A 19576-nucleotide genomic window follows, 5' to 3' on the forward strand; every position below is an offset into this window, starting at 1 on the left:
CGTTTCGGAAACGGGCGGTGCCGCCGGGAGAACGGAGCCGGGACGGCCGGAGTGTCCGGGGTCAGGCATGCTGGATCACCCCGTAGGTGTCGCGGCCGCTGCCGTAGCCGTCCTTGATCTTGCCCGCCGCGCTGGGGGCGAGGTCGTTGATGGTCCGCGGGTCCATGTTCTGGCGAGCGGCGGCATCGCGAATGGCCTGCTCGACGGAGCCCTGCGCACCGGTGACGGCCTTGTTGTAGGCCTCCAGGGCCTCGTTGCTCGCCTGGCTGTGCGAGTCCACGTGGTAACTGTCCGCGATGCCGTCCATGATCTGGTTGACCACGTCGTTGACCACCGGGCCGGCGACCGGGGCGCGTTCCTCCAGGGCTGCCCCTGCCGTCATGTCCCAGATCGACCCGGCCCATTCCCGCTTGCTGTCGACGGCCTCGTTGTATTCGGCGTCGGCGACCGCGTGCTTGTTGTAGACCTCGTCGACCATCGCGCTGGTCAGCAGGCCGGTGATCTCGCCGCCCGGCCTGACGACGTTCTGGACGGCTGCCGTCAGGTCGCCGTGATCGGCGCGATGGACGATGACGTCGTTGATCGCCGCGGTGGTGTAGGCCTGTTGGGCGGTGGCGATCGAGGCGTAGGCGTCGGGGTCACGGCCGAGCGTGACGACGAGCCGCTGCGCGTCCTCCTTGCCGAGCTCGGTGGGAACGCCGGTGGCCGGGAGCTTGACGGACGAGCCGTCCACGGCGTGCTGGACGTCGCCCATGTACGCGCCGGTCATCTTCCCCAGGCTGCCGTTGAGTTCGCCGAACAACGCGTCGTCCCCGTACAGCAGGCCTGCCGCGTCCTTGTCGCCGAACTTGTGGACGGTCTGCTGCATGACCGACCCCATCTCCTTGGTGTGCGGCGGCAGCTCGCCCTTCTCGTCGTCGTACGCCCGGCCCGTCGTCGCCGCCTCCAGGGCGTGGCCGAGGGCGCCCACCTCGAAGGCGTCGGCGGTGCCGGGGTTGGGGCGCAGCGGGTAGGGCATGTCGCGCAGCAGGGAGCGCTCGCCGCTGTCGGTGAGCATGTCGAAGTACGTGTTCTCGCCGCCGTGGCTCTTCACCGAGCCGTCCGGGTTGTAGGTGGTCGGCGGGTCGCTGAAGAACCTGGTGGCCGCCTCCGGGCTGTGCCCGAGCGCCTCCAGGACGGAGGACATCGGGTTGAAGCCGTGGACGTTGCCGTCCTTGTCCGGCACGCCGGTGAACTGGAACTCCTGGAACGGCGAGCCGTGCATCGCCGCGACGGCGTCCCAGCGGCCCGGGTTCTCGTTGGTCAGCTGGGTGACGTGCTCGGCGATCGGGTTGATGAAGTACGGGTCGTAGTCGCCGTGCCGCAGGATGTTGCCGAGGATCTGGTAGCCGTAGGGGCTGGACTTCGGGTTGGCCTTCGGGGCGAGCGGGATCTGCTCGCCGCCGGCCTTGCGCAGCCGCTGCTCCCACTCGTCGGAGACGTGCGGCTGCTTGTGGCTGTCGGTGGCGGTGGCCAGCGTGAGACCGAGCCCGTCCTGGATGCCCTTGATCGCCTCCTTGCGGGCCGGGCTGTTGGCGAAGTCGCCGCTCTGCGCCATCGCGCCGTAGGAGGCGAGGAAGGTGGCCGGGTCCTGTCCGCCGTAGAACGCGGCGGCGAAGCGCGGGTCGCCGCCGTGGTGCTGGAGCAGGGTCTGGAGCTGGGCGAGCTGGGCGTCGGTGGCCTTGGAGCCGAGACTCAGGATCTGCGAGGCCTGCTTGGCCTCGGCCTCGGCGAGGCTGCCGACGGGGTTGCTGTTGAAGGCGTTGGAGTCCGTACCGGTGTCGCCGGCGAGGGCGGCGGTGGCGGCGGTGTCGGCCTCGGTGGCGCGGTCGAGGGCCTTGCCGATCTCCTCGGCCACGGCCTGGGCGTTGGACTGCTGGCCCTTGGCGTAGTCGGGGTCCTTCTTGTCCGCCGGGTCGGTGGCGGGCGGCCAGTGCACGCCGCCCTCGGCGTCGACGGTGAGGCCCTTGTCGCCGGCGTGCTGGACGGCGGTCTGGAGGTCCTTCTTGGCGGCCGCGAACTCGTCGTGCGCCTCGCGCAGGGTCCGCGCGATGGCGGAGGCCTCCTCGAAGGCGGCGTGGATCTGGTCGCGGGTGCGGGTGAGTGACCCGGCGGCCGCGTCGGCGCTGGGGCCGTGCCAACCGGACTGCTGGACGGGGCCGATGACCTCGTTCTGCATCTTGGTCGAGAGGTCCCACTTGCGGACCATGGCCTCGAAGTCGCCCGCGGCTCCGTTGAGCGCGGCGAGGTCGAGGTGCTGTAGCTGGCTGAACGTCACCATGGTGGTCTGGATCTTCCCCGGGGCCTCAGTCGTGCTGCTGAGCGAACTGGCTGTGGATCGAGGCTTCGGTGGCCTCGTAGTTCTGCGCGGTGGTCTGCAGGTTCCGGCCGATCGTGCCGATGGCCAGTTCCAGCGTGTGGGTCTGTTCCTGCCAGACGCTCCAGGCGTTGTTGAGCCCGGCGCAGAGGTCGAATCCCATCAGCGAGGAGACCGCGCTGTTGACGTGCTCCCAGGGCTGGCCGCATTCGGTGCGGACGGAGCCCTGGAGGGCGGCGGCGTTGTTACCGGCGGTCCGGAGCAGGCCGGGATTGGTGGTGACGGTCTGCCCGCCGCCGCTCGCCGCCACGGTGACCGGGGCCGTGGTGCCGGCGGCCGCCGCGGCGAGGTCCGGGAACTGCTTCTTCGCGTCCGCGGTCAGGTTGCCCGAGCTGTCGAACAGCCACGGATTCATTCGGCGTTCGAATTCCAAGTCTGCCATCTGCGTCATCCCCCCATGTCAGATCGCTGGGGGAGCGTAACTGATCGAGTGGATGGTCGATAATCCTTGGGAAATCCTTTAGGTTCTTTGCGAAATCGCGGCAATGAACGCGAAGCGATGGCTTCATTGATATGAATTCCAGCTGAACGGAACATGAATGGCGCCCCGAACATGTGCCGTTCCGCACATTGCCCGTCCCGCGCCCGCCGTGCCAGAGTGCCGGACATGGCCCACCGCACCGCGTCCGAATCGCCCGTCCTCACCCCGGCGGCCGCCGCTCCCGCCCCCGCCGCCGTCTTCGACTGGCTCGACGAGACGGCCGAGCTGCGCGCCCGGGCGGGCCTCACCCGCACACTGCGCAGCCGCCCGGCCGAGGATCAGGTGCTCGACCTCGCGGGCAACGACTACCTCGGGCTGACCCGTCACCCGGCCGTCACCCGGGCCGCCGCCGACGCCGCGCTGCGCTGGGGCGGCGGCGCCACCGGCTCCCGGCTGGTCACCGGGACCACCGCCCTGCACACCGAACTGGAGGGCGAGCTGGCCGAGTTCTGCGGGGTGGAGGCGGCCCTGGTGTTCTCCTCCGGCTACACCGCCAACCTGGCCGCGCTGACCGCGCTCACCGACCCGGACACCCTGATCGTCTCCGACGCCTACAACCACGCCTCGCTGATCGACGGCTGCCGGCTCGCCCGCGGCGACGTCCACCGCGCCCCGCACAGCGACCCGGACGCCGTCCGCGCCGCGCTGGCCGAACGTACCCACCGCCGGGCTCTGGTGGTCACCGACTCCGTCTTCTCCGTCGACGGCAACGCGGCCCCGCTGTCCGGACACTCCGCCGCCGCCCGCGCCCACGGCGCGGCGCTGCTGGTGGACGACGCGCACGGGCTGGGCGTGCTCGGCCCCGGGGGTGCCGGCGCCCTGGCAGCCGCCGGACTCGCCGGCGAGCCGGACACCGTCGCCACCGTCACCCTGTCCAAGTCGCTCGGCTCGCAGGGCGGCGCGGTGCTCGGCCCGCGCCGGGTCATCCGCCACCTCACCGAGACGGCGCGCACCTTCATCTTCGACACCGGCCTGGCCCCGGCCGCCGCCGGCGCCGCCCTCGGCGCGCTGCGCCTGCTGCGGGCCGAGCCGCACCGCGCCGAGCGGGCCCGCGAGGTGGCCCGCACCCTGGCCGCCCGGCTCACCGCCGCCGGGCTGCACGCCTCCAGCCCGGACGCGGCGGTCGTCTCGGTCCGCGCGCCGGGCCCCGAGGCCGCCGTCGCCTGGGCCGCCGACTGCCGCCGGGCCGGGCTCGCCGTCGGCTGCTTCCGCCCGCCCTCCGTCCCGGACGGCGTCTCCCGGCTGCGGCTCACCGCCCGGGGTGACCTGACGGACGATCAGATCGCCGACGCGGTACGGATCATCGCCTCCCTCGCGCCGGCGGGCGCGCACACCGTCTGACCGCGCACGGCTTGACCCCACACGGCCTGACCGCATCCCGTCCAACCGCACGCGGGTCCTGGCTGTCAGGGCGTCTTCGGGTGCCCGGTGTCTGCTGGCCTGCTGCGTGCCGTGTCGGTAGGTTCGGTGCGTGAGAGTGCGGCGAGGAGTTGCAGTTTCTCGTCGCTGTCGCTGTCCTTGTCCGGGTAGTAGACGACCAGGATGACGTCGCCTACGGGGAGCTTGTCGCGGTGGAGCCGTAGTTCACCGACGACTGGGTGGTTGACGGTGGTGGTGCCTCCGTCGAGGTTGCGGACGTCGTGTCGGGCCCACAGGGTGCGGAACCGCTGGCTGGACAGTGCGAGTTCTCCGACGAGTTCGACGAACCGGGGATCGTCGGTGTCGTCCCCGATGGTGGTGCGAAGGGTGGCGATGAAGCCGGCGGCGGCTTTCGTCCAGTCCTGGTGGAAGGCTTGTTCCTCGGGGTCGAGGAGGAGGGAACGCAGCCGGTTCTCACCGGGCCGCAGTCGCGGGGAGAGCGCGACGGCCATCGGGTTGGAGGCCAGGACGTCGAAGGCGCGTCCCTCGACGAACGCGGGGATCTGAAGGTGGGCGAGGAACTGGTGCACCCGTGCCGGTACCTGCTCGGGCCGCTTGCGGCGCGGCGCCCTTGGGCGGGCTGCCACGAGGCCGAGCAGATACGTCCGCTCGATGTCGTCGAGGTGCAGGACACGCGCGAGTGATTCGAGGACCTGAGGAGAAGGATTCTTGTCGCGGCCCCGTTCCAGGCGCAGATAGTAGTCGGCGCTGATTCCGGCGAGCAGGGCGACTTCCTCACGGCGCAGGCCTGGGACGCGGCGGTTGCCGCCGGACGGGAGCCCCGCCTGCACCGGGGAGACCAGCTCACGCCGGGCGCGGAGGTAGCTGCCGAGCCGGTTGTCCGATTGCTCATCCTTCATACCGACACCGTAATGCGGTGCGCGCACTTCAGAGGGGGCCCTGGCAGGACCAGGGAAGACGGGGGCCCTGCCACGCCCGGCGGATGCCGTCAAGACTTGCGGCATCACTGTTTGTGAAGGACAGGGACCATCGCTGAATGCGCCGCGAGCCTAAACGCCGTCGCGCCCTGAACTGAAGGGAAGATCTCGTGGATCTCTCCAACCGCACCGTTCTCATCGTCGGCGGGACCTCGGGCATCGGGCGAGAACTGGCCCGCCGGTTCGCCGCAGCGGGCAGCACCGTGGCTGTTGGCGGCCGTAGCCCGGAGGCACTCTCGGAACTCGCCCAAGAGGGCTTCGGCACTTTCGGCATCGACGTCACCGACAGTGTCTCCGTCGCACGTGCCCGCGACGCCGTGCTCGCCCAGTACGCCGAACTGGACACCGTGGTGACCATGTCGGGCGTCATGCTCCTGGAGGACCTGCGCGACTCCGCGCACTTCGAGGCGGCACGGACGACGATCGACACCAACCTGGTCGGCACCATCCGCGTCATCGATGCCTTCACCCCGCACCTGGTCGAACGCGGCGTCGGCACCTTCATCACCGTCACCTCCGGCATCGCCTTCCTGCCGTTCCCGCCCATGCCCACCTACGCCGCCTCGAAAGCCGCGGTGCACGCCTACTCCGAGGCACTGCGCGCACAACTCGACGGCACCGGCGTCAGCGTCGTCGAGCTCGTCCCCCCGGCCGTCGCCACGGCAGGACAGGAGAAAGTGAACCCGCTCGCACTGCCGCTCGACGACTTCGGCGCCGAGGTCATGCAGTTGCTCTCGCAGGACCCCACCCCTGAGGAGATCCTGGTCGACCGGGTCCTCATGCATCGCTGGGCTGAGCGCGACGGCACCTACGACGACCTCGTCGCACAGCGTTCCCAGGCCCTGACCATGCTCCCCGGCCGCCAAGGCTGACACAGCCGTTCGCCCTTTGGACCGCCATTCAAGTCGGCCGATCGCCCTCGCCTCGTCGAGGACATCGCCGCCTCGCGTCCGGGCGCTTCGCCGCCGCCAGGGCCTTGTGATGGCGCCGTCCACGGCGATCTGGTCGAGGACGAGACCGACGATGCGGTCATGGGCGTCGAGCGCGATCTGCTTCAACTCGGCGAACAGGCCCGGGCGTATCCATTCGTCGCGGCGGCTGCGGATCGTCGTGGCCGAGCAGGCGGAGTCCGCGATCGCCTCGTAGGAGCAGCCGAACCGGAGGACTTGAAGGAGCTTGTCGAAGACGAGCCGGTCACCGATCCGGCGCCGGTGGTAGCCCAACGGGTGGGCCGGATCGAACTCGGGCCGCTGCGGCAACAGCGAATTGGTCCCAGAGCGGTTCGGTCGGCCAGGATGGCAGCGCAGGCACAGGTCTCCCCGGTGATCACAGAGGGCGGATCCGGGGCGAGGCTCTCCGGGGCTGTCTGGCCCGACCGTCCCGGTGCCCAAAGGGACGGGCAGCGGTCGCACAGGAAGTCGGCGGGGTCGACGTCCTGTGCGGAGGGCGGCTCTGTCCTTGTCTCAGGGGCCCGGTACCGCACCAGGCCCGGATGTTCAGAGCCCAGCCAGCTCCAGCAGGAACGCCGTCTCCGCGTCGCGCCGCCCCGCTGCCGCGCGCGGGGCCGCGACGATCACGGCGAGCGTTCGACACCAGGCCAGGACCCGCGCCGGATCGGCGCCCGGGACGAGCGCGCTCAGCCCGGCGATCCGCCGGTCCAGGGCGGGTCGGTCGGTCACGCCGTCGATCACCCAGTCCACCAGGTCGAAGTCCGGATCCCCCAGGGTGGGGCGCGGGTCGATCGCCACCGGCCCGGCCGGGCCGTCCAGGACGTTGGCCGGGTGCAGGTCCCCGTGGACGAGCGCGAGCCGTCCGCCGGCGGCCAGCTCCCGGGCGCAGGCGCGCGCCCCGGGCGGCACCGCGCCGGGTGCCCGCCGCTCGGTGAGGTCGAAGAGGAACTCCACCCGGTCGCCGAGCGGCCGCAGGGCGAGCCCGTCCACCGGCACCGAGCGCAGGGCGCCGAGCAGCGGCGCCACCTCCGCCGGCCGCCAGGCCCGCTGCCGCAGGGTGCCCCCCGGCGCGACGTCCGCCAGCAGCAGCGCGTTCGCCGCCGCGTCCGCCGCCAGGAGGCGCACCACGGACGGCAGCCCGGCCCAGGCCCGCAGGGCCGCCGCCTCCTCTGCGGCGACCTCGGGATCGGGTGTCAGCTTCAGCCAGACGGGGGCGCCGTCGCCGTGCTCGCAGCGGAACACCCGCGACGTGCCGCCGCCGCCGGCCGCGCGGACCGTCAGGCCCCAGCGCCGGGCCAGCTCGTCGACCAGGGCCGGCAGCGCCGCGCACCAGGCCTCGGCCGACGGGCCGAAGCGGACCGTCAACCGGTCCTGGACCTCGGCCGGCACGGTCACCAGGTCGCGCGGAACCACCTCGCCCCCGTTCACGGCCGCCCCAGCACCAGCAGCGTCTCCGCGCCGACCGGGCGGTACCCGGCCGCCTGGAAGGCCCGCACGCTGGTGGCGTTGCCCGGCGCCTGCTGCGACCAGATCCACTCGCCCTCAGGGAGCAGATGCCGGGCGCTCGTCGCCAGCGCGCGCCCCAGTCCCCGGCCGCGCGCCTGCGGATCCACCTCTATCGCGCACTCCCACCGCCCGGCCACCCCGCGCCCGAGCACCAGGACCCCGCCGTCGACCGTGAACACCCGGACGTCCTCCCGGTAGCGCAGGGCGCGCACCACCCGGGGGTGCGCCCGGTCCCGGACCTCCGCCAGGGGCAGCGGCGGGCGGCCGGGGAGCCGGTCGGCCACGGTCAGCAGGTCGATGTTGTTGACCACCCGGCCGGTCCGCTCGGCGAACGCGGTCAGGAAGGGCGGGCAGAGCGGTGCGGCCAGCGGATCGCTCGGCACGGCGGCCAGCACGGCGTGCACCCAGGCCGGGTCCTCGTCGGTGAAGACCACGGCGTGCGCCGAGAACGACACCACCCCGGCCTCGCGCGCCGACGGCTGCGGCACCACCGTCACCGATCCGTCCGACGGCGGGAACACTCCGCCCGCCGCGTCGGCCAGGATCTCCCGCAGCCCGCGCTCACCCACCCTGAACCCCCACCCCTTGAAGCCTTCCATCCGACGGAACGCCAGCCTAGGTGATCACCGACGGCCGGCCGCCCCGCCCCTGCCCCGCCCCGTCCCCGCCCGTCAGGTCTTCCGAGCCCGGCTCGGCTGCACCCTGCTCGGCTCGCCGGGGGCCTTCGGGTGGTCCGGCGGGTACGGCAGCTCGCCCAGCCCCTCGTCCCGCAGCTGCCGCTCGTACAGCTCCAGCAGCCCGTCCAGCCGGTACGCCTTGTCGTCCATCTCCGCCTGGAGGTCGCCGAGTTCGGCGAACCGCGGCGGCACCGTCCGCAGGTCGAAGTCCTCCGGAGTCGCGTCGTCCAGCTCCTCCCAGCGCAGCGGCGTCGAGGCGGTCGCCCGGGGGCGGGCGCGCAGCGAGTAGGCGGAGGCGATGGTCCGGTCCCGGGCCATCTGGTTGTAGTCGACGAAGATTCGCTCGCCGCGCTCCTCCTTCCACCACGCCGTGGTCACCCGGCCCGGCATCCGCTGCTCGAGCACCCGGCCGAGCGCGATCACGGCGTGCCGGCCGTCGGTGAACGTCCACTGCGGCTCCAGCGGCACGTACACGTGCACCCCGCGCCCGCCGGAGGTCTTCGGCCAGCCGCGCAGCCCGTACTCCTCCAGCACCGCGCGGAGCTCGTGCGCGGCCAGCGCGGCGTCGTGGAAGTCGGTACCCGGCTGCGGGTCGAGGTCGATCCGCAGTTCGTCGATGTGGTCGGTGTCCGAACGGCGCACCGGCCAGGGGTGGAAGGTCAGGCAGCCCAGGTTGGCCGCCCACAGCACGGCGGCCGGCTCGGTGGGGCAGATCTCGTCGGCGGACCGTCCGCTCGGGAAGCTGATCCGTGCCGTCGGCAGCCACTCCGGCAGGCCCTTCGGCGCCCGCTTCTGGTAGAAGAACTCACCCGTGACCCCGTCCGGGAACCGCTGCAGCGTGGTCGGCCGGTTCCGCAGCCCGCGCAGCACCCCGTCCGCCACGGCCAGGTAGTACTGCGCGACGTCCAGCTTGGTGAAGCCGCGCTCGGGGTAGTACACCTTGTCCGGGTTCGACAGCCGGACGCTGCGCCCGGCGACATCCAGTTCCACGGCTGAGCCCATGCCTCTCACGCTAAGCGGGTCGGGCCCGGCGCGCGCCCCGGAACGGTTGGCGCGAGGATCGGAGCCATGGACCTGCCCGTGATGCCGCCGGTCGCGCCGATGCTCGCCAAGTCGGTGGCCAAGATCCCGCCGGGAATGCAGTACGAGGCGAAATGGGACGGCTTTCGCACCATCGTCTTTCGCGACGGCGACGAGGTCGAGCTCGGCAGTCGGACCGGAAAGCCGCTGACCAGGTACTTCCCCGAACTGGTGGAGGCGCTGAAGCGGGAGCTGCCGCCGCGCTGCGTGCTGGACGGCGAGGTGGTGATCGCCCGGGACGGCCGGCTGCGGTTCGAGGAGCTGCTGGAACGGATCCACCCGGCGGCCAGCCGGGTGCGGCTGCTGGCCGAGCGCACCCCCGCCTCCTTCGTCGCCTTCGACCTCCTCGCGCTCGGCGGTGCCTCGCTGCTCGACGAGCCGCTCCCGGTGCGGCGCCCGGCGCTGGAGACGGCGCTCGCCGGCGCCGCCGACCCGGTCTTCACCGCCCCCGCCACCACCGACCGCGAGCTGGCGCAGAGCTGGTTCGCCGAGTTCGAGGGGGCCGGACTGGACGGCGTGGTGGCCAAGCCGCTGGACCAGCCGTACCGGCCGGGGGAGCGGACCATGTTCAAGATCAAGCACGAGCGCACCGCCGACTGCGTGGTGGCGGGCTACCGCGAGCACAAGAGCGGTCCGGTGATCGGCTCGCTGCTGCTCGGCATCAACGACGCCGAGGGGCGGTTGCAGCACGTCGGCGTCTGTGCCGCCTTCCCGATGGCCCGGCGGCGTGAACTCGTCGAGGAGCTGGCGCCGTTGCGGATGGACGACGTCTCCGCCCACCCGTGGGGCGGTTGGGCGGACGAGGCTGCCCACGCCGACGCCCGGCTGCCCGGCGCGGTCAGCCGCTGGACCGGCGGCAAGGACCTCTCCTGGGTGGCGCTGCGCCCCGAGCGGGTGGTCGAGGTGGCCTACGACCACATGGAGGGCACCCGGTTCCGGCACACCGCGCAGTTCCGCCGCTGGCGCCCGGACCGCACCCCGGAGAGCTGCACCTACGCGCAGCTGGAGGAGCCGGTTTCCTACGACCTGACCCGGGTGCTGGGGATCTGACCGACCTGTCGGCCCGTCCGCCTCGGTGGCCCGACCTGTCGGCCCGTCCGCTTCGGTGGCCCGACGGGTCGGTCAGGCCACCGAGGCGGACGGCGAGGCGCTCCCCGACACGGGCGGGAACGAGTAGACGTTGCCCGGCGAGACGATCTCGGTGATCGCCTCGGCGAAGAGCGTCGACGGCTCCTCGCCCCGGGACGAGATGTCGGTGTTCAGCAGCACCACCAGCGTGGCCTGCGCCGACGGCAGGTAGACCACCGCGCTCTGGTAGCCCGGCAGTGAGCCGTTGTGCCCGATCCAGCCGTGGTTGACGAAGAGCCCGAGCCCGTAGCCGACGCCCGGCAGCGGCGTGGGCGGTGTCACCAGGCGTTCGGCCTGGGTGGCCGGCTTCAGCAGCGTGCCGGTGGCCAGCACCTTCGCCCACCTCTGCAGGTCGGCCAGGTCGGAGATGACGGCGCCCGCGGCCCAGGCCCAGGACGGGTCCCAGTCGGTGGCGTCCGCGATCGTGCCGTCCGGTGTCTGGTCGGTGTAGCCGCGCGCGTGCGGCTGGGGGAACGACGCGTCGGTCGGGAAGACCGTCCGGCCCAGCCCGGCCGGATCGAACACCTGCTGCTTCAGGAAGACGTCGAGCGGCTGCCCGCCGACCTTCTCCACCACCAGGCCGATCAGCACGGTGTTGGTGTTGCTGTACTCGAACCGAGTGCCCGGGGCGAAGTTCGCGGGGTGGTCGAAGGCGTACGTCAGGAGCTGCTGCGGGGTGAAGACGCGGTTCGGGTCGCTGACCACGGCCTGCTGGAAGTTCGGGTCCGCGCTGTAGTTGAAGAGGCCGCTGCGCATGTCGGCGAGCTGGCGCAGGGTGATGGTGTCCCCGCCGGGCACCCCCGCGAGGTACTTGCCGACCGGGTCGTCCAGCCCGAGCTTGCCCTGGTCGACCAGCCGCAGCAGCCCGGTGACGGTGAAGGTCTTGGTCTCGCTGCCGATCCGCATGTTCAGCCCGGTGACCATCGGTGTGCCGGCGACCTTGTCGGAGACGCCGAAGGCCTTGAGGTAGCTGCCGTCGGGCGTGGTCAGACCGACCATCACACCGGGAACGGACGCCTCGCTCAGCACCCGCTGCACCGCCGCGTCCAGCCGTGCGGTGACGTCCGGGGTGAGCGCCGCCACGGTGCCGCCGGACGAGGCCGAGGAACCGGAGGCGCCCGCGCTCGGAGAGCCCGACGCACCAGCCGACCCGGACGCGCCCGGCGACCCGTTCGGCGACCCGGCCGAGGAGCCGGAGGCCGTCGCCGAAGGGCTGAGCGCGGCGGGCACCGCCGTGACAGCGCCGGCGGCCGGCGGGGCGGCGGCGGTCCCGCCGGAGCACCCGGCGGCGGCCAGCAGGCCGGTCAGGGCCAGCACCGCGGTGGCCGCCCGCACGGAGCGGCGGGGCAGCGGGGCGAGCGGCCGTGGTGTCTTCGTCATGGTCGAGGCGCCTCTCTGGGCCGAACGGCCCCGGAGCGGCGCTCCACGGGGCCACGGGGGGAGCGATCGCCACGGTATGCGCGCCACGACCGCCCCGCGCGCGGGCCGCCGCCCGCTGGCCCGAACGGCCCACCCGGCGATCGCCAGCGCGATCCGGCGCGCGCCCGCGTAGACCGACCGCTGTCGCGCGCCCGTTCCTCGCGCCCCGCCGCTGAGCCGTCCACGGCCGTCCCCGCGCCCGCGCCGTCCCCGCGCCGTGCCCACGCGACGCGCGCCCCCCGGCCGGTCCACCCTCTCCCGAGCCCCCGGGCAGGTGCCGAGTGCCCCGCGCGCTGCGCCGAACGGGTGGCCACCGGCACGCCGCGACGGCCGCCGGGCCCGGCTCGGGCACGATCGTTTAGCCCAGCTGTGGCGCCCCTTAAGAATTCCTCGATGGACCGCACCCCCTCCCACCAGGCAGATTGCTCCATGCCCGGTGCGAGGCGGCAGGAGCAGCCACCCAGCCGGGCCCCGTCGGCCTGCCCACACCAGGCCGCCCCACCGTGCGTCAGGAGCCGCCGCAGTGAAGGCACTCGTCAAGCAGAAGGCCGAGCCGGGACTCTGGCTGATGGACGTCCCGAAGCCTGCCATCGGCCCCGGCGAGGTGCTGATCAAGGTGCTGCGGACCGGCATCTGCGGCACCGACCTGCACATCCGCAAGTGGGACGGCTGGGCCCAGCAGACCATCCGCACCCCGCTCGTCCTCGGTCACGAGTTCGTCGGCGAGGTGGCCGAGATCGGCGCGGCCGTCACGGACGTCTCGGTCGGCGACCTGGTCAGCGGCGAGGGCCACCTGGTCTGCGGCAAGTGCCGCAACTGTCTGGCCGGCCGCCGCCACCTCTGCCGCAACACCGTCGGCCTCGGTGTCGGGCGCGACGGCGCCTTCGCCGAGTTCGTGGCCCTGCCCGCCTCCAACGTCTGGGTGCACCGGGTCCCGGTGGACCTCGACGTCGCGGCGATCTTCGACCCCTTCGGCAACGCCGTGCACACCGCGCTCTCCTTCCCGCTGGTCGGCGAGGACGTGCTGATCACGGGGGCCGGCCCGATCGGCATCATGGCCGCCGCCGTCGCCAAGCACGCCGGCGCCCGCAACGTGATGATCACCGACGTCTCGCCGTACCGCCTCGACCTGGCCCGTGAGGTCGGTGTGACGCTCGCCCTGAACGTGGCGGAGCACACCATCGAGGAGGGCCAGCAGAAGCTCGGCCTGCGCGAGGGCTTCGACGTCGGCCTGGAGATGTCCGGCCGCCCCGAGGCGATGCAGTCGATGATCGCCAACATGACCCACGGCGGGAAGATCGCCATGCTCGGCCTGCCCGCCGAGCAGTTCCCCGTCGACTGGGCCTCGATCGTCACCTCGATGATCACCATCAAGGGCATCTACGGCCGCGAGATGTTCGAGACCTGGTACGCGATGTCCGTCCTGCTGGAGGGCGGGCTCGACCTCAGCCCCGTGATCACCGGCCGCTACGCCGCGGCCGACTTCGAAGCCGCGTTCGACGAGGCCGCCAGCGGCCGCTGCGGCAAGATCATCCTCGACTGGACCGTCTGAGACCGTCTGACCCCCTCTAGGGAGACACCGTGTTCGACAACGTGCGCGACGACCTTGCCGCCACCCTCGACGAGATCCGCGAGGCCGGCCTCTTCAAGCCCGAGCGGGTGATCGGCACCCCGCAGAGCGCCGCCGTCACCGTCACCGGTGGCGGGCGGCCCGGAGAGGTGCTGAACTTCTGCGCCAACAACTACCTCGGCCTCGCCGACCACCCCGAGGTGCTCACCGCCGCCAAGGACGCGCTGGACCGCTGGGGCTACGGCATGGCCTCGGTCCGCTTCATCTGCGGCACCCAGGACGTCCACAAGGAGCTGGAGGACCGCCTGTCCGGGTTCCTCGGCCAGGAGGACACGATCCTCTACTCCTCCTGCTTCGACGCCAACGGCGGTGTCTTCGAGACCCTGCTCGACGAGCGCGACGCGGTCATCTCCGACGCCCTGAACCACGCGAGCATCATCGACGGCATCCGCCTCTGCAAGGCCCGCCGGCTGCGCTACGCCAACCGCGACCTGGCCGACCTGGAGCAGCAGCTCAAGGAGGCCCAGGGTGCCCGCCGCCGACTGGTCGTCACCGACGGCGTCTTCTCGATGGACGGCTACGTCGCTCCGCTGCGCGAGATCTGCGACCTGGCCGAGCGCTACGACGCCATGGTCATGGTCGACGACTCGCACGCCGTCGGCTTCGTCGGCCCGAACGGGCGCGGCACCCCCGAGCTGCACGGCGTGATGGACCGCGTCGACATCATCACCGGCACCCTCGGCAAGGCCCTCGGCGGCGCCTCCGGCGGCTACGTCGCGGCGCGCCGCGAGATCGTCGCCCTGCTGCGCCAGCGCTCGCGGCCCTACCTGTTCTCCAACTCGCTCGCCCCGGTGATCGCTGCCGCCTCGCTGAAGGTGCTCGACCTGGTCGAGCGCTCGACCGAGCTGCGCGAGAAGCTGGCCGCCAACACGGCCCTGTTCCGGTCGAAGATGACCGAGGCGGGCTTCGAGATCCTGCCCGGCGACCACCCGATCGCACCGGTGATGATCGGCGACGCGGCCCAGGCCGGCCGGCTCGCCGAACTGCTGCTGGAGCGCGGGGTGTACGTGATCGGCTTCTCCTTCCCGGTGGTGCCGCACGGCGCGGCCCGGATCCGGGTGCAGCTGTCCGCCGCGCACTCCACCGAGGACGTCGAGCGCGCCGTCGCGGCCTTCGTCGACGCGCGCGCCGCGCTCGGGGAGTAGCACCGGGAGCACCCGGACCGCCGTGCGGCGCAGGCCCGACCGGCTCGCCTGCGCCGCACGGCACACCACCGGCCGCGGATCACCGGCCGTACGGCGCGCCCCACCGGCCGCGGATCCCAGCCCTACGGCGCGCCACCACAGACCAACTGCCCCACCCTCCCGCCCGGGAGTGGGACGTCGACCCGTCCGACGTCCCACTCCCGTGCGCGGTCGCGGTGGGCTTCGCCGCACCCGGCTCCGGCGGCCCGCGCCGCCCCATCCGGCTCCGCCCGGCCCACCCGTGGCTCCGGCACCCCGCGGCACGCTGGCAGAATTGGCGTGTGATCGACGCACGACGGCTGCGGACCCTGCGGGCCGTGGCGGACCACCGCACCGTGACCGCTGCGGCGGCCGCCCTCTACCTCACCCCCTCGGCGGTGTCCCAGCAGCTGACCGCGCTGGAGCAGGAGACCGGCCACCACCTGCTCGCACGCGAGGGCCGGGGGGTGCGGCTCACCGCCGCGGGCGAGATCCTGCTCGGGCACGCCGACGCCGTCCTCGCCCAGCTCGAACGGGCGGAGGCCGATCTCGCGGCCTACAGCGCGGGTGTGGCCGGCGAGGTCACCGTGGCCTCCTTCGCCACCGGGATCTCGCTGGTGCTGGCGCCCGCCATCGGCACCCTCGCCGTCCGGGCGCCCGGCGTCCGCCTCAAGGTGCTGGACGCGGAGGGCGACGCGAGCCTGCCGATGGTCCTGGACGGGCGCGCCGATCTGGCGGTCGCCGTCGAGTACCGGGGCGCGCCGAGGGCCGACGACGCCCGGCTCACCCGGGTGCCGCTGTACGCCGAACCCTTCGAGGCGGTGCTGCCGCTCGGCCATCCGCTGGCCGCCGGCGAGGGGCCGATCGCCGTCGCCGACCTGGCTGACGAACCCTGGATCGGCCCCTACCCGGGCAACCCGTGCCACGACGTGGTGCTGCTGGCCTGCGAGTACGCCGGGTTCCAGCCGCGCCTGGTGCACTCCTCGGACGACTTCCGCGCCGTCGTGGCGCTCGCCTCGGCCGGCGCGGGGGTGGCCCTGGTGCCGCGCTCCGCGCTGCTCGGGGTGGAGCTCGGCCGGGTCGCGGTGCGACCGGTGGACAGTGCCCTCGCCACCCGCCGGGTGTTCGCCGCCGTCCGGGCCGGCGCGGACGGCCACCCGCTGATCCGCCCGGTGCTGGAGACCCTCACCGAGGTGGCGGCGGCCACCGGCTGAGCGGGGCCGCCGCCCTGGAACCGGGACCCGGGAACGACGAGGACCCGCCGCCCCCTGGCCGGGGGCGGCGGGTCCTGGTCCGGACGGGGCTCAGATGCTGAGCAGTCCGATGACGTGGCCGTCGTCGTCCACCACCGGCCATGCGTCCAGGCCGCGGGAGCGCATCGTGGCCGCCGCGGTGGCGGCCGGCATGCCGGCGGTGGCGAACGGCGCGCGGTCGTGCTTCACGGCGCGCACCGGGGTGCGTTCGGTGTACCAGGACCGGGCCCGGAACGGCGCGAGGTGCAGGCGGGTCAGCAGCCCGGCGCAGCGGCCCTCGTCGTCGCGGACCAGCGCGTGCGGGGCACCGGAGCTCAGCAGGATGTCCAGCGCCGTGTCGACCATGACGTCGTCGCTGATCTGCAGCTCGGGGTGGGTCATCACGTCGCCGACGGTGACGGCGGAGTCGGCGACGAAGTCGGCGGGCTGTTCGAGGGCCATGGTCATGGGGGCTCCTTCGGGTCGGTCCCGCCGGTGACGGCGGCGATCAGGGAGGGTGCTCGACGGCACTGCCGCGGCGGGGCCGGTCCCGTGGGTGCTACGCGGCCAGGTCGACGCGCCGCGACCCGCCACGGCGGGCGCCGGCGCCGCCCTGCGAGGAGCCGGCCTGCGACGTGCGGGCCTGCGTGGTGCGGCCGGCGGAGGCGGGGCGGCTGCGACGGTTGCGACTGCCCGAGGCGCCGCGACGGGGCCGCTCGACCACCGGGTCGGCGATCACGACGGGGACGCCGGTGGGCACGCGGGCGCCGGTGATGCGGGCGAGCTCGGGGTCGCTGGAGTGGACCCGGGTGGACTCGGGGGTGATGCCGGCGGTGGCCATCATGCGGGCCGTCTCACGGCGCTGGTTGGGCAGGACGAGCGTGACGACGGTGCCGGACTCGCCCGCCCGGGCGGTGCGGCCGCCACGGTGGAGGTAGTCCTTGTGGTCGGTCGGCGGGTCGAGGTTGACGACCAGGTCGAGGCCGTCGACGTGGATGCCCCGGGCCGCGACGTTGGTCGCGATCAACGCGGTGACCTGGCCGTTGCGGAACTGCTGGAGGGTGCGGGTGCGCTGCGGCTGGGACTTCCCACCGTGCAGCGCGGCCGCCTTCACCCCGTTGGCGAGCAGCTCGTCCACCAGCCGGTCGGCGCCGTGCTTGGTGTCGGTGAACATGATCACGCCGCCGTCGCGGGAGGCGATGTGGGCGATCGTGGCGTTCTTGTCGCGGTTCTCCACGTGCAGGACGTGGTGCTCCATGGTGCTGACCGTGGCGGCGGACGGGTCCACCGAGTGGGTGACCGGGTCCTTGAGGAACCGGCGCACCAGACGGTCGACGTTACGGTCCAGGGTGGCCGAGAACAGCATGGTCTGGCTGTCGGCCTCGACCTGGTCGAGCAGTTCGATGACCTGGGGCAGGAAGCCCATGTCGGCCATCTGGTCGGCCTCGTCGAGGACGGTGATCCCGACGCTGTCCAGGCGGCAGGCGCCGCGCTGGATCAGGTCCTTGAGCCGGCCCGGGGTAGCCACGACGACCTCCGCGCCCCGGCCCAGGATCTGGGCCTGGCGGCCGATCGACATGCCGCCGACCACGGTCGCGAGCCGCAGCCGCACCGAGTGGGCGTAGGGGGTGAGCGCCTCGGTGACCTGCTGGGCGAGCTCACGGGTGGGCACCAGGACGAGGGCCAGCGGCCGGCCGGGCTCGGCCTGTCGGCCGGCGGTGCGGGCCAGCAGGGCGAGACCGAACGCGATGGTCTTGCCGGAGCCGGTCCGGCCGCGCCCGAGGACGTCACGGCCGGCCAGCGAGTTCGGCAGCGTCGCGGCCTGGATCGGGAACGGCGAGGTGACACCCTGGCGGACGAGCGTCGAGAGCAGGGCCCGGGGCATGTCGAGCTCGTCGAAGGTCTCGACGGCGGGCAGTGCCGGGGTGGTGCTGACCGGCATGGCGAACTCGCCCTGCACGGAGGAGCCCTGGCGCCGCCGCGGACCGCCGCCGGAGCGCGACGCCCCGCCGGAGCGGGAGCCGTAGGAGCTGCCGCCGGTCGAGCGGGAGCCGTAGGAGCCGCCGTCGGCCGAGCGGGAGCCGTAGGAGCTGCCGCCGGAACGGGAGCCGTAGGAGCCGCCATCGGCCGAACGGGAGCCGTAGGAGCTGCCGCCGGAGCGGGAGTTGGCGTTCTGGTACGAGGAGCGACTGGAGCGGTTCATACGGAGACCTTCCTCAAGGTGGCACGTCACGAGGAAGGCTCCGCGCCCACGGGTACCGGGCGGAGGCTGCAAGGAACGGGCCGGAAAAGGGACGAGCGGAGCGTGGACGGTGAAACCGTGCGGCACGTCACCTACGGTCGGCGCTCACCGCGCGGGCGGGAGCGAAGAACCTCGAACCGTGAGTGGTCACGGCGGGGCGCCGACCCTGACGCGGTGCGGAGCATCTCGCGTGGGGAAGGCCGCCGGTGGCGGAGCCGGGGAACCCGGGTGACCGGGCATCGGTGGTCCTGCAATGCCGAGGGGCCCGCACCGTACGTGTACGCGGTGCGGGCCCCTCGCTGCCTGGCGAGTGCCGTGGCAGAAACTACAGCGGACGAATGTTCTCGGCCTGCGGGCCCTTCTGGCCCTGCGTGACGTCGAACTCGACCTTCTGGCCCTCGAGCAGCTCACGGAAGCCGTTGGCGTTGATGTTCGAGTAGTGGGCGAAGACGTCGGGGCCGCCACCCTCCTGCTCGATGAAGCCGAAGCCCTTTTCCGCGTTGAACCACTTCACAGTGCCATTAGCCATAAAGAAATCTCCTTCAAGGGGCTGTCCGGAGCCCGCACCGTGCGTGCTCCGAGATGCCGCGATGATGACCCACCCGGGGAAGAGCCGGGAAAACAGAAAATGTGCCTGCGATTCCTCAGCAGGCGCACACAAAGTTCATGGGAACCACTACTGCAACTCATTCGACTCTAGCAGGCCGGGGGTCTTCGTAGTGGAGGATTTCACCCCCGGCACTGCGGAGGGCTCTCCCGGAGGTGACCGCCGGGCCGCCGGCAGCGTCCCCAACCGGTCACCCGTGCGGGGGAGTTGCCGAAGCGACGGGAGGGCCGGCGAGGGGCGGCGACCGTCCGGAAATATCGGCGACGACGGGTGCGGGGCCGCCGGGGGCGACCGTCTCCGGCGGCCAGGTCCGCGCTGCCCGCGGCTCGCCGTCGGCCCCTGTTTCCGCCGGTCCGACGGGGAACAGCAGTACCCGGATTCCGGTTCTGTGCGAATTCGAGACCTTCGGAACGGCCCGCTCCCGTGCGTTCCGGCGCATACTGGAGGAGATGACGAAATCAGCAGCAGTCCGGCGTACTCTGCCCACCAGCCCCTTCAAGGCCCGGGTCGAAGCACCTCTCAAACGGTTCGCCGTCGGTGACCGGGTCACCCACGACACGTACGGCCTCGGCCGGGCCATCGCGGTCGAGGGTGACGGCGACATCGCGGTACTGGTCGACTTCGGTTCACGGCAGGAGCGGATCACCCAGCCGTACACCGCCATGTTCAAGCTCTGAACCGCAGTTCG

17 protein-coding genes and 1 pseudogene are annotated in these 19576 nt (G+C 72.7%); 7 read left to right on the forward strand and 11 right to left on the reverse strand.

What is annotated here, in order from left to right; genetic code table 11:
- Positions 1–61 precede the first annotated feature (61 nt).
- Together AB0J08_RS28850 and AB0J08_RS28855 are read right to left on the reverse strand one after the other, a co-directional pair.
- Positions 62–2320 (reverse strand): hypothetical protein, encoded by a 2259-nt coding sequence (locus tag AB0J08_RS28850; RefSeq protein WP_360640601.1) that lies wholly within the window; start codon positions 2318–2320, stop codon positions 62–64.
- A gap of 25 nt (positions 2321–2345) precedes the next feature.
- A complete protein-coding gene (locus tag AB0J08_RS28855; protein WP_360640603.1) occupies positions 2346–2798 on the reverse strand; it encodes a hypothetical protein in 453 nt (150 codons plus the stop codon).
- A 225-nt stretch (positions 2799–3023) separates the two neighbouring features.
- On the opposite strand from AB0J08_RS28855, the gene AB0J08_RS28860 reads away from it, so the two are divergent.
- Positions 3024–4238 carry an 8-amino-7-oxononanoate synthase gene (locus tag AB0J08_RS28860; RefSeq protein WP_360640605.1) on the forward strand — a complete coding sequence of 405 codons (1215 nt, stop codon included), beginning with the start codon at positions 3024–3026 and terminating at the stop codon, positions 4236–4238.
- Between the two features lie 65 nt (positions 4239–4303).
- Here the strand turns inward: AB0J08_RS28860 and AB0J08_RS28865 are convergent, their stop codons facing one another.
- Positions 4304–5176, reverse strand: coding sequence for a helix-turn-helix transcriptional regulator (locus AB0J08_RS28865; protein ID WP_360640607.1), 873 nt, complete (start codon positions 5174–5176; stop codon positions 4304–4306).
- Positions 5177–5364: 188 nt separating this feature from the next.
- On the opposite strand from AB0J08_RS28865, the gene AB0J08_RS28870 reads away from it, so the two are divergent.
- Complete coding sequence (locus tag AB0J08_RS28870; RefSeq protein WP_360640609.1) at positions 5365–6126, forward strand: SDR family NAD(P)-dependent oxidoreductase; 762 nt, start codon at positions 5365–5367, stop codon at positions 6124–6126.
- A 74-nt stretch (positions 6127–6200) separates the two neighbouring features.
- Here AB0J08_RS28870 and AB0J08_RS28875 read toward each other — a convergent pair.
- The 4 genes and pseudogenes from AB0J08_RS28875 to ligD all read right to left on the reverse strand — a co-directional run.
- Positions 6201–6565, reverse strand: a pseudogene (locus AB0J08_RS28875) (transposase); the annotation flags it as partial.
- A gap of 185 nt (positions 6566–6750) precedes the next feature.
- Positions 6751–7632 (reverse strand): aminoglycoside phosphotransferase family protein, encoded by an 882-nt coding sequence (locus AB0J08_RS28880; RefSeq protein WP_360640611.1) that lies wholly within the window; start codon positions 7630–7632, stop codon positions 6751–6753.
- On the reverse strand, positions 7629–8309 hold the full coding sequence (locus AB0J08_RS28885; protein ID WP_360640613.1) for a GNAT family N-acetyltransferase: 681 nt from the start codon (positions 8307–8309) through the stop codon (positions 7629–7631). Before AB0J08_RS28885 ends, AB0J08_RS28880 begins: the two co-directional genes overlap by 4 nt.
- 72 nt (positions 8310–8381) lie before the next feature.
- The gene (ligD, locus tag AB0J08_RS28890) at positions 8382–9389 is read right to left on the reverse strand and encodes a non-homologous end-joining DNA ligase (RefSeq protein ID WP_360640615.1); all 1008 of its coding nucleotides are present in this window, start codon (positions 9387–9389) and stop codon (positions 8382–8384) included.
- A gap of 66 nt (positions 9390–9455) precedes the next feature.
- Between ligD and AB0J08_RS28895 the strand changes: the two genes are divergently transcribed.
- Positions 9456–10517: an ATP-dependent DNA ligase gene (locus tag AB0J08_RS28895; RefSeq protein WP_360640617.1), complete on the forward strand. Its 1062-nt coding sequence runs from the start codon at positions 9456–9458 to the stop codon at positions 10515–10517.
- A 72-nt stretch (positions 10518–10589) separates the two neighbouring features.
- Here the strand turns inward: AB0J08_RS28895 and AB0J08_RS28900 are convergent, their stop codons facing one another.
- Complete coding sequence (locus AB0J08_RS28900; protein WP_360640619.1) at positions 10590–11975, reverse strand: serine hydrolase domain-containing protein; 1386 nt, start codon at positions 11973–11975, stop codon at positions 10590–10592.
- Between the two features lie 562 nt (positions 11976–12537).
- On the opposite strand from AB0J08_RS28900, the gene tdh reads away from it, so the two are divergent.
- From tdh to AB0J08_RS28915, 3 genes are all read left to right on the forward strand, one after another.
- Positions 12538–13566, forward strand: a complete 1029-nt coding sequence (gene tdh, locus AB0J08_RS28905) for an L-threonine 3-dehydrogenase (RefSeq protein WP_360640621.1) — start codon at positions 12538–12540, stop codon at positions 13564–13566.
- Positions 13567–13595: 29 nt separating this feature from the next.
- On the forward strand, positions 13596–14789 hold the full coding sequence (locus tag AB0J08_RS28910) for a glycine C-acetyltransferase (RefSeq protein ID WP_360640623.1): 1194 nt from the start codon (positions 13596–13598) through the stop codon (positions 14787–14789).
- Between the two features lie 320 nt (positions 14790–15109).
- A complete protein-coding gene (locus tag AB0J08_RS28915; protein WP_360640625.1) occupies positions 15110–16021 on the forward strand; it encodes a LysR family transcriptional regulator in 912 nt (303 codons plus the stop codon).
- A gap of 90 nt (positions 16022–16111) precedes the next feature.
- On the opposite strand, the gene AB0J08_RS28920 is transcribed toward AB0J08_RS28915, so the two are convergent.
- From AB0J08_RS28920 to AB0J08_RS28930, 3 genes are all read right to left on the reverse strand, one after another.
- Entirely contained in the window at positions 16112–16507 is a 396-nt protein-coding gene (locus AB0J08_RS28920) for a CBS domain-containing protein (RefSeq protein WP_360640627.1), read from the reverse strand.
- A 91-nt stretch (positions 16508–16598) separates the two neighbouring features.
- Complete coding sequence (locus tag AB0J08_RS28925) at positions 16599–18242, reverse strand: DEAD/DEAH box helicase (protein ID WP_360640629.1); 1644 nt, start codon at positions 18240–18242, stop codon at positions 16599–16601.
- Between the two features lie 364 nt (positions 18243–18606).
- The gene (locus AB0J08_RS28930) at positions 18607–18810 is read right to left on the reverse strand and encodes a cold-shock protein (RefSeq protein WP_030918248.1); all 204 of its coding nucleotides are present in this window, start codon (positions 18808–18810) and stop codon (positions 18607–18609) included.
- A gap of 527 nt (positions 18811–19337) precedes the next feature.
- Here AB0J08_RS28930 and AB0J08_RS28935 point away from each other — a divergent pair.
- A complete protein-coding gene (locus tag AB0J08_RS28935) occupies positions 19338–19565 on the forward strand; it encodes a hypothetical protein (RefSeq protein WP_360640631.1) in 228 nt (75 codons plus the stop codon).
- Positions 19566–19576 lie beyond the last annotated feature (11 nt).

The sequence above is a fragment of the Kitasatospora sp. NPDC050463 genome, from assembly GCF_040655255.1.
Lineage (GTDB): Bacteria > Actinomycetota > Actinomycetes > Streptomycetales > Streptomycetaceae > Kitasatospora.